This window comes from Streptomyces sp. NPDC094143, from assembly GCF_040303825.1.
Taxonomy (GTDB): domain Bacteria; phylum Actinomycetota; class Actinomycetes; order Streptomycetales; family Streptomycetaceae; genus Streptomyces.
Window position 1 is genome coordinate 155,657 of record NZ_JBEOTZ010000009.1, and the last position, 14,036, is coordinate 169,692.

General features: G+C 72.2%; 13 protein-coding genes. 6 read left to right on the top strand and 7 right to left on the bottom strand.

What is annotated here, in order from left to right; genetic code table 11:
• Positions 1–152 precede the first annotated feature (152 nt).
• From ABTZ58_RS14770 to ABTZ58_RS14790, 5 genes are all read left to right on the top strand, one after another.
• A complete protein-coding gene (locus ABTZ58_RS14770) occupies positions 153–1,481 on the top strand; it encodes a DUF2252 domain-containing protein (protein WP_351355403.1) in 1,329 nt (442 codons plus the stop codon).
• A 69-nt stretch (positions 1,482–1,550) separates the two neighbouring features.
• Positions 1,551–2,246: an aldehyde dehydrogenase family protein gene (locus ABTZ58_RS14775; protein WP_351355406.1), complete on the top strand. Its 696-nt coding sequence runs from the start codon at positions 1,551–1,553 to the stop codon at positions 2,244–2,246.
• A gap of 95 nt (positions 2,247–2,341) precedes the next feature.
• Positions 2,342–3,160 (top strand): thioredoxin domain-containing protein, encoded by an 819-nt coding sequence (locus ABTZ58_RS14780; protein ID WP_351355409.1) that lies wholly within the window; start codon positions 2,342–2,344, stop codon positions 3,158–3,160.
• A gap of 93 nt (positions 3,161–3,253) precedes the next feature.
• Positions 3,254–4,924 carry an alkaline phosphatase D family protein gene (locus ABTZ58_RS14785; RefSeq protein ID WP_351355412.1) on the top strand — a complete coding sequence of 557 codons (1,671 nt, stop codon included), beginning with the start codon at positions 3,254–3,256 and terminating at the stop codon, positions 4,922–4,924.
• Positions 4,925–5,029: 105 nt separating this feature from the next.
• Entirely contained in the window at positions 5,030–5,374 is a 345-nt protein-coding gene (locus ABTZ58_RS14790; protein ID WP_351355415.1) for a hypothetical protein, read from the top strand.
• Positions 5,375–5,381: 7 nt separating this feature from the next.
• On the opposite strand, the gene ABTZ58_RS14795 is transcribed toward ABTZ58_RS14790, so the two are convergent.
• On the bottom strand, positions 5,382–5,951 hold the full coding sequence (locus ABTZ58_RS14795; RefSeq protein WP_351355418.1) for a dienelactone hydrolase family protein: 570 nt from the start codon (positions 5,949–5,951) through the stop codon (positions 5,382–5,384).
• Positions 5,952–6,058: 107 nt separating this feature from the next.
• Here ABTZ58_RS14795 and ABTZ58_RS14800 point away from each other — a divergent pair, with 107 nt between their 5' ends.
• A complete protein-coding gene (locus ABTZ58_RS14800; RefSeq protein ID WP_351355421.1) occupies positions 6,059–7,204 on the top strand; it encodes a mechanosensitive ion channel family protein in 1,146 nt (381 codons plus the stop codon).
• 76 nt (positions 7,205–7,280) lie between these two features.
• Here the strand turns inward: ABTZ58_RS14800 and ABTZ58_RS14805 are convergent, their stop codons facing one another.
• From ABTZ58_RS14805 to ABTZ58_RS14830, 6 genes are all read right to left on the bottom strand, one after another.
• Positions 7,281–8,021, bottom strand: coding sequence for an SDR family NAD(P)-dependent oxidoreductase (locus ABTZ58_RS14805; RefSeq protein ID WP_351355423.1), 741 nt, complete (start codon positions 8,019–8,021; stop codon positions 7,281–7,283).
• A 136-nt stretch (positions 8,022–8,157) separates the two neighbouring features.
• Positions 8,158–9,744 carry a Na+/H+ antiporter gene (locus ABTZ58_RS14810; RefSeq protein WP_351355426.1) on the bottom strand — a complete coding sequence of 529 codons (1,587 nt, stop codon included), beginning with the start codon at positions 9,742–9,744 and terminating at the stop codon, positions 8,158–8,160.
• A 95-nt stretch (positions 9,745–9,839) separates the two neighbouring features.
• The gene (locus ABTZ58_RS14815) at positions 9,840–10,310 is read right to left on the bottom strand and encodes a GNAT family N-acetyltransferase (RefSeq protein ID WP_351355429.1); all 471 of its coding nucleotides are present in this window, start codon (positions 10,308–10,310) and stop codon (positions 9,840–9,842) included.
• Complete coding sequence (locus ABTZ58_RS14820; protein WP_351355431.1) at positions 10,307–11,251, bottom strand: RluA family pseudouridine synthase; 945 nt, start codon at positions 11,249–11,251, stop codon at positions 10,307–10,309. The genes ABTZ58_RS14815 and ABTZ58_RS14820 overlap by 4 nt, the downstream gene beginning before the upstream one ends.
• A 64-nt stretch (positions 11,252–11,315) precedes the next feature.
• A complete protein-coding gene (gene lspA, locus ABTZ58_RS14825; protein WP_351355434.1) occupies positions 11,316–11,987 on the bottom strand; it encodes a signal peptidase II in 672 nt (223 codons plus the stop codon).
• Positions 11,988–12,075: 88 nt separating this feature from the next.
• The gene (locus ABTZ58_RS14830) at positions 12,076–13,446 is read right to left on the bottom strand and encodes a TraR/DksA family transcriptional regulator (RefSeq protein ID WP_351355437.1); all 1,371 of its coding nucleotides are present in this window, start codon (positions 13,444–13,446) and stop codon (positions 12,076–12,078) included.
• Positions 13,447–14,036 lie beyond the last annotated feature (590 nt).

Here is a 14,036-nt window from a genome sequence, read left to right on the forward strand (position 1 = left end):
CAGCGTCGAAGTCTATGCCTCGGCAGTGACACGCGGGGGGCCCGACCCGCGTACCTTCGTGCGGGGGCCGTGGGCACTCGCGCGTACCCCCGCACGTTAGGCAGAGGGCGGACCTGCCGCCCTGAGACGCATGCACCAGGAGGCACCCAGCGATGTCGTTCCCGCAGCTCGACGGCGAGCACCGCGGCGAGGAGATCCTCGCCGTCTTCGACACCGCCTTCGGCGAGCTCCTGGCCGCCGACCCGGCCGCGTTCCGCGTGAAGTTCCGGAAGATGGCGGCCTCGGCCTTCGCCTTCTACCGGGGCACGGCGTGCCTCTTCTACCACGACCTCGACCGCGAGGGCCTCCTGAGCGGCCCGTACCTGGACGAGCGCACCTCGCGCGTGTGGATCCACGGCGACCTGCACGCGGAGAACTTCGGCACGTACATGGACGCGAACGGTCGCCTGATCTTCAACGTCAACGACTTCGACGAGGCCTACGTGGGCCCCTTCACATGGGACCTGGCGCGCCTGGCCGCGTCCATCGCGCTGATCGGGTACGCCAAGGCGCTCAGCGACGAGCAGATCACCGAGCTGGTGCGGGTGTACGCGGGCGCGTACCGGGAGCGGATCCACGCCCTGGCCACGGGGGCGAAGAGCGACGAGGTGCCGCCGTTCACGCTGGACACCGCGCAGGGGCCGCTGCTCGACGCGCTGCGCGACGCCCGCTCGCTGACCCGCTTCGGGCTGCTGGAGTCGATGACGGAGATCCGCGACTTCGAGCGCCGCTTCGCGCCGGGCGGCGGCTCGGTCGAGCTGGACGCGGCCACGCGCTACAAGGTCCTCGCCGCCTTCGACGGCTATCTGGAGACGCTCCCGGACAGCTCCCTGGCCCGCCCCGACTCCTACCGCGTGAAGGACGTCGTCGGCCGCCGCGGCATCGGGATCGGCTCGGCGGGGCTGCCGTCGTACAACATCCTCCTGGAGGGCCACAGCGACGCCCTGGAGAACGATGTCGTGATCTACATCAAGCAGGCCCAGACCCCGGCTGTCTCCCGGCACGTCACGGACCGGGCGATCCGCGACTACTTCCAGCACGAGGGGCACCGCACGGTCATCTCCCAGCGCGCCCTCCAGGCGCACGCCGACCCGTGGCTGGGCTGGACCGAGCTGGACGGCGCGGGCCATCTGGTCGCCGAGGTCTCGCCGTACGCGGTGGACCTCGACTGGGGCGACATCGACGACCCGGAGGAGATCGCCCAGGTGATGGCGGACCTCGGCCGGGCGACGGCCGCGATGCACGCGGCGGCGGACGACCAGTCCGGCGAGTCCCTGGTGCCGTTCTCCACCGAGCGGGCCATCGACGCGGCTATCGCGGCCGACGAGGAGGGCTTCGCGCCCCTGCTGGTCGACTTCGCGCACGGCTACGGCGCACGCGCGCGTGCCGACCACCAGACCTTCGTGGACCTCTTCCGCAACGGCCGGATCCCGGGTCTGTGACGGAAGAAGCTCACACAGGCATCCTTTAGGGGTCCCTTACGGGTCCCCGTGACAGACTCTTCTCTCGCTATGGACATATCCGGGACCCCGCTCAGAGCCGTGCGCGCGGCGCTGTTCACGGCCGTGGTCGTGACGCTCAGCACCGCGTCGCACGTGCTGCTGTCCCGGGCCCCGCTGCCGGTGGGCACGGTGGCGGCGGTCGCCGCCGCCGTGTTCGTCCTCGCCTACGCGCTGGCGGGCCGTGAGCGCTCCTTCGGGCGGATCGCGGCCCTGCTGATCCCGCTGGAGCTGGCCGCCGACACGGTGTTCACCACGGGGCAGCACGCCTGCTACGGCCGCGCGGGCGGCCCGGTCGCGGGCCCGCTGCGCTCGGTCGGCCTGGACGTGCTGTGCGGCGGCGGCGAGGTCGGCACACCGCTGGCCCGGATGGCCGGCGCCACCGGCACGGAACGGCTGGCGGCCGTGGTCGCCCACGCCGACCCGGCCACGGCCTGGCTGCTGCTCGGCGCGCACCTCGGCGTCGGCCTCACCGCCGCCGTCTGGCTGCGCCGCGGCGAGCGGGCCCTGGCCCAGCTGCTGCGGGCGGTGACGGCGACGACGTTCCGGCCGTTGCTGCTGGCGGTCGCCGCGGTGACGGTACGGCGGCGGCCGGCCGGCCGCCGGCTGCCCTCGCGCCCCGCCGGCCGCACGTCCACCGCCCGCGACCTGGTTCTGGCGTACTCCCTGGGACGGCGTGGACCGCCGTGCTCGCCCGCCCTCGTCTGAGGCACCCGCCGTCGCGCACGGCGCTTTCGAGCACGAGCAGTCCCCTTACGTATCCCGCACACGACGTGTGCGCGTCCCCCACGGAGAACATCACCATGAGCAAGCGGAACAGCCAGGCGGCGAAGATGGCGGCCCGCGAGCGGCTGCGCGTCGAGCGCGAGCGCGAGGCCAAGCGGGCGAAGGCCAGGCGGCAGATCATCGTCGCCTGCTCCGTCGTCGGCGTCCTCGCGATAGCCGGCGGCATCGGCTACGCGGTCGTCCAGGCCAACAAGCCCAGCTACTGGGAGGCCCAGAAGGACGCCAAGGTCGTCGCCCCGGCCAACACCACGGGCACCGACGGCACCACGGTCGTCATCGGCAAGGACTCGGCGAAGAAGACCCTGAAGGTCTACGAGGACCCGCGCTGCCCGGTGTGCGCCCAGTTCGAGCAGGTCGTCGGCCCGACCGTGAAGAAGGACATCGACGACGGCAAGTACAAGATGCAGTTCATCGGCGCCACCTTCATCGACGACAAGGACAACGGCGAGGGCTCCAAGAACGCGCTGAGCGCCCTGGGCGCCGCGCTGAACGTCAGCGACCAGGCGTTCCTCGACTACAAGGCCGCCCTGTACTCCGCGAAGTTCCACCCGGAGGAGACGACCGACGAGTTCAAGAAGGACAGCTACCTGATCAAGGTCGCGAACAGCGTCCCGGAGCTGAAGGGCAACAAGAAGTTCCAGGACGCCGTCGAGAAGGGCACCTACGACGCCTGGGCGATGGCCATGTCGAAGACCTTCGACGACAACAAGGACGGCGTCACCGGCACGCCGGGCTTCGTGATGGACGGCAAGCAGCTCACCGCCGACAGCCAGGGCACGCCGCTGATGACGGTGGCCGACTTCAACCGGGTCGTGGGCGAGGCCCTGAAGAAGTGACGGCGGGCCGCGGACCGGCCGGCATGTGAAGAGCGGGCGAACTTCCGGAAGTTCGCCCGCTCCGGCGCATACCGACCAGTAACCTGATCGCTCGTGACCAGTCGCTACAGATCATCGAACACGTCCGAGGGCCTCAACTCCCTCACCCCGCGCCGCCGTACGGTCGTCAAGGCCGCGGCGGCGACTGCTGTCCTGGCCGGGCCGCTGGCGGCAACCCTGCCCGCGCGCGCCGTCGACCAGGCTCCGGCCTTCCTGCACGGCGTGGCCTCCGGCGACCCACTGCCGGACGGCGTCCTGCTGTGGACCCGTGTCACGCCCGTTCCCGAGGCGATACCCGGATCCGGGATCGGCCCGGACACCGAGGTCGCCTGGACGGTCGCCCGGGACAAGGCGTTCACGAACGTCGTCGCCAAGGGCTCCACGACCGCCACCGCCGCCTCCGACCACACCGTGAAGGCCGACATCCGCGGCCTGGAGCCGGGCACGGACTACTGGTTCCGCTTCTCCGCCGGCGGCACCGACTCCCCCGCCGCCCGCACCCGCACCGCTCCCGCGCCCGACGCGGCCGTCACGGGCCTGCGCTTCGGCGTGGTCTCCTGCGCCAACTGGGAGGCCGGGTACTTCGCCCCGTACCGCCACCTCGCGGCCCGCGGCGACCTGGACGCCTGGCTGCACCTGGGCGACTACATCTACGAGTACGGCACCGGCGAGTACGGCACCCGCGGCAAGGTCGTCCGCCCGCACGTCCCGGCCCACGAGATCGTCACGCTCGCCGACTACCGCGCCCGGCACGCCCGTTACAAGACGGACCCGGACCTCCAGGCGCTGCACGCGGCAGCCCCGGTCGTGGCGATCTGGGACGACCACGAGCTGGCCAACGACGCCTGGTCGGGCGGCGCCGAGAACCACACGGAGGGCGCCGAGGGCACCTGGCCCGCCCGCCAGGCCGCCGCCAAGCAGGCCTACTTCGAGTGGATGCCGGTGCGGCCCGCCATCGCCGGCACCACCTACCGCCGGCTGCGCTTCGGCAAGCTGGCCGACCTCTCGCTGCTTGACCTGCGTTCCTTCCGTTCCCAGCAGGTCAAGGCCGGCAACGGCGAGGTCGACGACCCGGACCGCACCCTCACCGGCCGCGCCCAGCTCGACTGGCTCAAGGCGGGCCTGAAGGCGTCCGACACCACCTGGCGGCTGGTCGGCAACTCCGTGATGATCTCGCCGTTCGCCATCGGCTCGCTCTCCGCCGACCTGCTGGGGCCGCTGGCCGAGCTGCTGGGCCTGCCGCAGGAGGGCCTCGCCCTCAACACCGACCAGTGGGACGGCTACACCGACGACCGCCGCGAGATCCTGGCCCACCTGCGCGCCAACGCGATCCGCAACACGGTCTTCCTCACCGGCGACATCCACATGGCCTGGGCCAACGACGTCCCGGTGGACGCGGGCACGTACCCGCTCTCCCCGTCGGCCGCCACGGAGTTCGTCGTCACCTCGGTCACCTCGGACAACCTCGACGACATCGTCAAGGTCCCGGAGGGCACCGTCTCCGCGGTCGCCGCGCCGGTGATCCGCGCGGCCAACCGGCACGTCCACTGGGTCGACACCGACCGTCACGGCTTCGGCGTCCTGGACATCACCGCCGAGCGCGCGCAGATGGACTACTACGTGATCTCCGACCGCGCGAAGCGTGACGCGACGGCCAGGTGGTCCCGCTCCTACCGCACACGCAGCGGCACGCAGAAGATGGAGCGCGTGTACGACCCGGTGTAACCGGAGTCACGTCGGGGCCGGGCCGACGACGGGCAACCTCCTGCCCGAAGTCCTCATCTCCTCTTGCGTTGACGGATCGTCAACGCAAGAGGAGACAGGAGTCACATGGCCACCCCCCGAGGTGTCGTGAAGAAGTCCGCCGTGCTGGTCGCCGCCCTGGCCCTGGCCGGCGGCACCGCCACCGCCGCCGAGGCGAAGCAGTCCCGCCCGGCCGCGCCGGCCTACGTCAGCCTGACCGTGCTGAGCGCCAAGGCGCCCGTCTACGCCAAGCCCACGTCCTCGTCGACGCGGTACCGCACGGAGCCGCGGGGGACGACCCTGCGGATCGCGTGCTCCACCACCGCCACCCCGTCGGGCAACATGTGGTTCCGGATCTATGACTCGCAGCCGGTGGGCTGGGTCTGGTCCGGGCACTTCGCGTCGCTGGTGAACCCGCCCAAGAAGTGCTGACCGCCCGCTAGAGCGAGTCGAGGAAGCCGAGGGCCACCCGCCAGGTGGCCTCGGCCGCCTCGGCGTCGTAGTCGGGCAGGCCGGGGTCGGTGTAGAGGTGGCCCGCCCCGGCGTAGCGGTACACCTCCACGTCGGCGCCCGTGCGGCCCATCTGCAGGTACCAGGCGCTCAGCCAGTCGTCCGTCTCGAACGGGTCCGGCTCCGCCACGTGCAGCTGGACCGGCAGCCCGTCCACCGTGACGCCCGGCGCGATGTCCGACGTGCCGTGCAGGAGCAGCAGGCCGCGGGCCTTGTCGTCGCCGAGGGCGAGGGTCTGGGCGATGGAGGCGCCGAGCGAGAATCCGGCGTACACGAGCCCGCGCTCCGAGTAGGGCGCGGCGGCCAGCACGGCCCGCTTCAGCAGCTCCTCCTTGCCGGTCTTCTCGTTGTGCTCCATGCCCTCCTCGACGGTCTCGAACGTACGCCCCTCGAAGAGGTCGGGCGTCCACACCTCGTGACCGGCCGAGCGCAGCCGGTCAGCGGCCTGGTGCACCGCGGGCCGCAGTCCGTAGGTCGAGTGAAAGAGCATGATGTTCATGAGGCCATGGTGCCAGCCGGGTGTGACGGGCCCGGATCGCGGCAGTACCCAGGACGCCGCCGAAGTCACATGTTCATGCCCCCGGCGAGCCGGTTAGGTTCGGGGGCATGGAGAACCTGCTACGACCGCTGATCGTGGTCGGTGGCTCGGTCGTGCTCACGCTGGTGATCGGCTGGGCCACCGACTTCCTGCTGCGCAAGGCCGACGAACGGCACCACGACACCCCGCTGTGGGGTCTGCTCCGCCGTGCCCGCATCCCCTACCAGCTCGTGCTGTGCGCCGCCCTGCTGAGAGGGTCCTACGACGAGGCGGACCTGCTGCAGAGCCGCCAGGAGGCCGTCGGCCGGGTCCTGACCCTGGTGCTGATCGGATCGAGCGCCTGGCTGGTGATCCGCATCGCGGCGGCGATCGTCGAGACGTCGTACAGCCGGTACGCCCATGGCCGGGCGCACCGCGACCCGGCCCGGGTCCGCCGGGTGCGCACCCAGGTCACGCTGATCATGCGGGTGGTGTCCGCGATCGTCGGCGTGGTGGCCGCGGCGAGCATGCTGCTGACCTTCCCGGCGTTCAAGGCGGCCGGCGCCTCGCTGCTGGCCTCGGCCGGCATCCTCGGCATCGTCGCCGGTGTCGCCGCCCAGTCCACGCTGAGCAACATGTTCGCCGGGTTCCAGATCGCCTTCGGCGACATGGTGCGCATCGGGGACACCGTGGTCGTGGACGGCGAGTGGGGCACGGTCGAGGAGATCACGCTGACCTTCCTGGCCGTGCGCACCTGGGACGAACGGCGGATCACCATGCCCGTGTCGTACTTCACGTCCAAGCCGTTCGAGAACTGGTCGCGGGGCACGCCGCAGATGACCGGCATCGTCTTCTGGCACCTGGACCACACCGCCCCCGTGGAGGCGATGCGCGACAAGCTCCGCGACATCCTGCGCGAGTGCCCGGCCTGGGACGGCCGTGCCTACGACCTGTCCGTCACGGACACCACCCCGAACACCATGCAGGTACGCGCCCTGGTGACCGCCAAGGACGCCGACGACATCTGGACGGTGCGGGTCGCGGTCCGCGAGCGGATGATCCGCTGGCTGGCCGACGAGCACCCGTACGCCCTGCCCCGGGTCAACACGGCGGACGCGGTGCTGCCACCGCCCCGGAACGGCCACCACCCGTCGCGCAACGGAGACCGGCCGTCCGCGTCGGACGGCGTCCCGGTCCAGCGCCGCTACCACGGCTCGCCCCGCACGGAGCGCTGAGGACGCCCGGCCAGGGCCGCACACCGGGGAGGACGGCCGCCCGCACCGGCGCGCGGCCGTCCTCCTCTGCCGGGCTTCAGTGCCCGCGCTCGGCGCCGCCGTTGACCTGGATGATCTGCGACGTGATGTGCCCGGCGGCCGGCGAGGCGAGCCAGTGCAGCGTCCCGGCGACGTCCCCGGGCGTTCCGGCCCGCCCGTTGGAGGTCTCGCCGACCAGCCGGGCCCGCCGCTCCTCGCCCATCGCGCCCCCGAAGAACCCGGTGTCCTCGATGTAGCCGGGCGCGACCACGTTCACCGTGATGCCGCGCGGCCCCAGAGCGCGGGCCAGGTCATGGGCGTACGGGTGCAGGCCCGCCTTGGCCGCCGCGTACGCCCCGCTCCCCGACCCGCGGTAGGCGGCGATGGAGCCCAGGAACAGCACCCGCCCGCCGGGCTCGGCGAGGCGCGGCTTCAGCGCCTCGGTGAGCAGGACCGCGGTCAGGGTGTTGAGCCTGAAGTTCACGGTCCAGGCGTGCGCGACGGCGTCGAGCGGATCGTCACCGGGGGTGTCCGGTTCGAGCAGCCCGCTGCCCCCGGCGCTGTGCACGAGCACGTCCACGGCGCCGAACTCCCGCTCCACGAACCGGGCGACACCGCGCACGTCCGCAGGCTCGGCGAGGTCGGCGGCGTACGTCAGCGCGCCGGGCACCCCGGCCTTCTCCAGCACCTCGGCCCGCCGCCCGAGCAACAGCACCCGGTCCCCGTCGGCGGCGAACACCCGAGCCGCCGCCAGTCCGATTCCCGTACCTCCACCACTGATCACGACATTCCGCGCCATGGCCGACGACCCTACGCCGCCCGGGCCGTCCGCCGTCAAACCCCAAGCACGGCCGCGGGGACCACCCGCCGCCGACGGCGGGCATGCCCCGCGGGGAGCCGGGAGCGGCAGTCACGGGCGGCGGTGGGCGGGTGACTCACCGCAGGCTCCGCACGTCGAGATGGCGCAGCACCCGGTCCACCACCTCCGGATCGGCTCCCGGTTCACTCCGCGCCGCCAGCACCTCGTGCCGCGCGGCGCTCAGCATCTCCTGCTGGATCCGCCGCATCCGCTTCAGCTGCCGCGCCCGCTCGCGATGCGCCTCACGCCGCTCGTCCTCGGCCACTTCCGGGCTGATCCGCACCCCGATGTCGAACGCGCGCCGCAGCATTTGCTCGGACAGCTCCTCCGGCAGCTCCTCGGACTCCTCGATCTCCCGCAGCCGCCGCTTGGCCGCCTTCGCCGCCCGGACCGCCAGGGTCTTCGCGAAGTCCTTCTCCACGTCCGTGTCGGCCTTCACCCCGAGCCGCCGCACCAGCCACGGCAACGTCAGCCCCTGCACGACCAGCGTCACCATGATCACCCCGAACGCGATGAAGATGATCTCGTCCCGGTTGGGGAACGGCGCCCCGGAGTCCGTCTCCAGCGGAATGGCCAGCACCAGCGCGACCGAGGCCACCCCCCGCATCCCCGACCACCACATCACCACGGTCTCGCGCCAGCTCACGGGGATGTCCTCGTCGTAGTCCCGCCGCGCGTGCAGCCGTTTGGTCAGCCAGGTCGCCGGCAGCAGCCACAACAGCCGTACGAGGACGACCACGCCGACCACCAGCGCCGCCCACCCGAGCAGCCGGCCCCACCGGCCGGCCGCGGTGTGGATGGCGTTGTGCAGTTCCAGCCCGACCAGCCCGAAGGCGACGCCGGTGACGAGCGTGTCCACGATGTTCCAGAACGTGTGCCCGGCCAGCCGCGTCATGACGTCGTCGGCGTCGGAGCCGTACTCCGCCAGGAACAGGGCGGTGGTGAGCACGGCGAGCACTCCGGAGCCGTGCATCTCCTCGGCCATCACGTAGGAGGCGTACGGCACCAGCAGGGTCAGCGAGATCTGCAGGGTGGCGTCGTCGAGCAGTTCCATCAGCTTGTTGGTGCCCCAGCCGAGCGCGAGGCCGACGGCCACCGCCACCACCGCCGACAGCACCAGGTCGAGCCCGGCCTTCCAGGGCGAGAACGTCCCGCTCACGGCGGCGGCGATCGCCACGTGGTAGAGGACGATGGCCGTCACGTCGTTGAAGAGCCCCTCGCCCTCCAGGATCGACACCAGCCGGCGCGGCAGCCCCAGCTGCCCGGCGACGGCGGTCGCCGCGACGGGGTCCGGCGGCGCCACCAGCGCACCGAGCGCGAACGCCGCGGCGAGCGGCAGGCCTGGCACGATCGCGTTGGCCGCGGCGGCCACACAGGCCATGGTGACGAACACCAGCGCCACGGCCAGCAGGAAGATGGGTCTTCTGTTCGCCGCGAACTGCCGCCACGAGGTGCGCCGCACGGCGGCGTACAGCAGGGGCGGCAGCAGCAGCGGCAGGATCAGGTCCGGCGGGATGTCGACGTTCGGGACGAACTCGAGCAGCGCGAGGACTATGCCGAGCAGGGTCATCAGCACCGGCGCGGGCACCCCGAGCCGATCCCCGACCGGGACGCTGATCACGGCCCCGAGCAGCAGCACGAACAACAGGGCCAACTGATCCACGGTCAGCGCTCCGGGAGGTCAGACGGTCACACGACTGATCTCAAGCGTGCCACGCAACGCTCGCGACAAACCGTTTCTGCACCCGCCACGACGGGCTAGAGCGCACGCCGCATCCCCTGATGGGGAATCCCGGCCTCCAGATACTCCGGCCCGTGGGACACATAGCCCAGCCGCTCGTAGAAGCCGAGCGCGTGCGTCTGGGCGTGCAGGTCGACGGCCGCGAGACCGCGTGCGCGTGCCGCGTCCTCGATGGCCCGCACCAGGGCGAGACCGACACCGAGCCCGCGCGCGTGAGCGGCCACGGCGAGGCGCCCGAGGGAGCCCACGGACGGGTCGGCCCCGGTCTGCGCCACGGCCGCCTCCCCGACCAGCAGCCGCCCGGTCCCGAGCGGCACACCGTCCTCCCGGACCGCCAGCACATGAACGGCCCCGGCGTCGTACGCGTCGTACTCCAGGTCCTCCGGCACGCCCTGCTCGCCGACGAAGACCTCCTTGCGCACCGCGAAGCACGCCTCGCGGTCGGCCGGGTCCTCGGCGACCCGCACCGCGTATCCCGGCTCGCTCACGCGTACGTCTCCTCCCGCACCTGATCCAGGGCGCTGCGCAGGTCCTCCGGGTAGTCGCAGGAGAACTCCACCCACTGCCCGTCCCCGGGGTGCTCGAAGCCGAGCCGCACCGCGTGCAGCCACTGGCGGGTCAGGCGCAGCCGCTTGGCGAGCGTCGGGTCGGCGCCGTACGTCAGGTCGCCGACGCAGGGGTGCCGGTGCGCGGCCATGTGGACGCGGATCTGGTGAGTGCGGCCGGTCTCCAGCTTCACGTCGAGCAGGGACGCGGCCCGGAACGCCTCGATGAGGTCGTAGTGCGTCACCGACGGCTTGCCCTCGGCGGTGACGGCCCACTTGTAGTCGTGCTGCGGGTGCCGTCCGATGGGCGCGTCGATGGTGCCACTGGTCGGGTCCGGGTGGCCCTGGACGAGCGTGTGGTACCGCTTGTCGACCGAGCGCTCCTTGAACTGGCGCTTCAGCGACGTGTACGCGTACTCCGACTTGGCCACGACCATCAGCCCCGACGTGCCCACGTCGAGCCGGTGGACGATGCCCTGGCGCTCGGCGGCGCCGGACGTGGAGATCCGGTACCCGGCGGCGGCGAGGCCTCCGATGACGGTCGGACCGGTCCAGCCCGGCGACGGGTGCGCGGCCACGCCGACCGGCTTGACGATGACGACCACGTCGTCGTCGTCGTGCACGATCTCCATGCCCTCGACCGGCTCGGCCACCACCTGCACCGGCGCGGGCGCCTGCGGCATCTCGACCTCCAGCCAGGCCCCGCCGTGCACCCGCTCCGACTTGCCGACCACCGACCCGTCGACCGTGACCTTCCCCGCCCCGGCCAGCTCGGCCGCCTTGGTACGGGAGAAGCCGAACATGCGGGAGATGGCGGCGTCGACGCGCTCGCCCTCCAGGCCGTCGGGCACGGGCAGGGTACGGATCTCGGGAAGCGTGCTCACCCGTCGAGTATGCCGGACGACTGCGGCACGCCCGTACGAGCCTGTGGAAAACCCGGGCCGCCGCTCAGTCCTTGTGGACGGTGCCGTCCGGGTCCAGCCCCTTGAACGACAGCAGCACGATCAGGATGCCGCCGCACACGATCGCCGAGTCGGCCAGGTTGAACACGGCGAAGTGCTTGGGCGCGATGAAGTCCACGACCGCGCCCTCGAAGACGCCCGGCGCGCGGAAGATCCGGTCGGTGAGGTTGCCCAGCGCCCCGCCGAGCAGCAGGCCGAGCGCGATCGCCCAGGGCAGGCTGTAGAGCTTGCGGGCGAGACGGGCGATCACCACGATCACCGCCGCCGCGATCATCGTGAAGATCACGGTGAAGGCCTCGCCGAAGCCGAAGGCCGCGCCCGCGTTGCGGATCGCCTCGAACCTCAGCCAGTCCCCGATGATCTCGATCGGCGGGTGGTGCTCCAGCTTGGCCACCACGATCAGCTTGCTGATCAGGTCGAGGGCGTAGGCGAACAGGGCCACCGCGAAGAGCACCGCGATCCGGCGCCTGCCCCGGGGTGCGGGCCCGGCCGCGGCCTCCGGCTCGCCGGTGCCGGACGCCCCGGCGGCCGGACCCGTCGGTTCGGAGCCGGACTCGCCGGCCCGCGCGCCGGTGTCCCCGGAACCGGGCCGCTCCCGTCCGTCCCCGGCCGCGTCCGGTGTGTCCGGCGTACCGATGATGCGCTCCGCCTCTGCCACGTGAGTCCCTCAACCTAGGTGCCTGACTGAGCACGAGGGTACGTCACGGCTCGCGCGACGCACGTGCTCAGGAGGCATTCGGCGGGGGTCAGTACCGGCGCTCCTGCTTCTGCTTGCACTCCACGCACAGGGTGGCCCTCGGAAAGGCCTGCATCCTGGCCTTGCCGATGGGGTCGCCGCAGTTCTCGCACAGGCCGTAGGTGCCGGAGTCGAGGCGGTCCAGGGCGCGCTCGGTCTGGTCGAGCATCTCGCGCGCGTTGGCGGCCAGGGCCAGCTCGTGTTCGCGCGTGATGTTCTTGCTGCCGGTGTCCGCCTCGTCGTGGCCCGCGCCGTCCCCGGAGTCCCGCATCAGGCCGGCGAGCGACCGCTCCGACGAGGTGATCTCCTCCCGCAGCCGCGCCTCCTCGGACAGCAGCTCGGACCTGGCCTCCTCGACCTCCTCCGCCGTCCAGGGGTCCTCCCCCGGGCGTACCGCCAGCTCACCGGGCTCCACCAGGCCCGCCCGTGCCTTCGGAACGCCGGTCTTCGCCGCCGTGGCCGTGCCAGGGGTCTTCTTCGCACCCACCGTCGTCGCTCCCGTCTGCGGCGCGGTCCCGCCCGCGCCCGCCTTCTTGGCCGTGCTGCTCCCGGCCGTGTCCTGTGTGACCGCGCCGGTCCGGGCGGTGCCCGCGCCGGCCGCGCTCTTCGTGGTGGTGCTCCCGCCTCCGGCGCCCTGCGCGGCCACGCCTTCGGCACCCTTCTTCACGGCCCCGCCCCCGCCGGCCCTCCCTCTGCCGCCGACGCCCTTCCTGGCCGGAGCCTTCCCCGCCACGGCCTTCTTGGCGCCTGCTTTCCCGCCGGGCGCCTCAGCGCCCTTCTCCGAGGCAGCCTTCTTCACCGGCGCCTTCCCGGCCGCCGCCTTCGCCGTCACCCTCCCGGCCTCCGCCACCTTCTTCGAGACCGCCTCCTCGACCCCGGCCTTCTTCGCGGGGGCTCGCTCGGCCGGGGTCTTCTTGGCTGCGGCCTTCTTGCCCGGAGCCTTCTTGGCTGCGGCTTTCTTGGCTGCGGCCTTCTTGGCCGGAGCCTTCTTGGCCGGAGCCTTCTGGGCTGCGGCCTTCTTGGCCGGAGCCTTCTTGGCCGGAGCCGTGCCGGCCGGAGCCGCAGCGGCCGATGCCCGCCTGGTCGGCGCCTGCCCGGCCGGCCCCTTCCCCGCCGCCGCTTTCCCGGCTCCCGTCTCCCGGCCCGCCGCCCCCTCGGCCGTCTCCTTCGTGACGTTCTTGACGCTCCTGACGGCCGTCTTGGTCTTCTCGACCGCGGCCTTCGTCCCAGCGGCCGCCTTCTCCACCGCCCCCTTCACCGCCCGCCCCGCCGAGCCCCCCTGCGCGGACTTCTTCCCGCCCACGTTCTTGGCCGCACCGCCGGAGGCCCCTCTTGGCCCGCCGGACGCCGGCTGCTGTACGGCGGTCTTCTTCGCCACCATGGCCGCGGCCCCTTCACATATTGTGATCTTGCTCGCGAATCGTGCTGGGACGATAAATCGACTCGAGTCCCACGGCAACGGGGCACACCGCCCGATTCGCCCGCCTCGCGCACGCCGCGCGGCGAACCTGCATCCGTTGTGCCCAGCTCCCCGTCCGGTAATCCGCCGGGCCGGACGTCCCAGGATCCGAACACCCATACCACTCCATTCAGGTCATCAAACCCATAAGCCGCCACTGTCGGGCCCCGCTCCCCCACCGCCCCGAAAAGCGGTCGGCCGCTGTCCGCCCGGCGCCGTACACTGGGCGGAGCGAAAAGCGTGGATGGGGACGAGTAGCGGCGTACGCAGCCCAGAGCGACCCGGGGACGGTGGAAGCCCGGGGGCGAGCGCGACGTGAAGATCACCCCGGAGCCGCCGGAAGAACGCCGCAGCGAAGGCAGCGGCCAGTAGACCCGGCATCGCGACCCCAATGAGGGGGCTCGCCGGCGCACACCCCGTGCCGGAGGGCCAAGGAGGGTGGTACCGCGGGAGCGCGCCGAAGGCGGCGCAGGCAGACGTAGCTCTCGTCCCTCCGGACGGAAGGCAGCAAG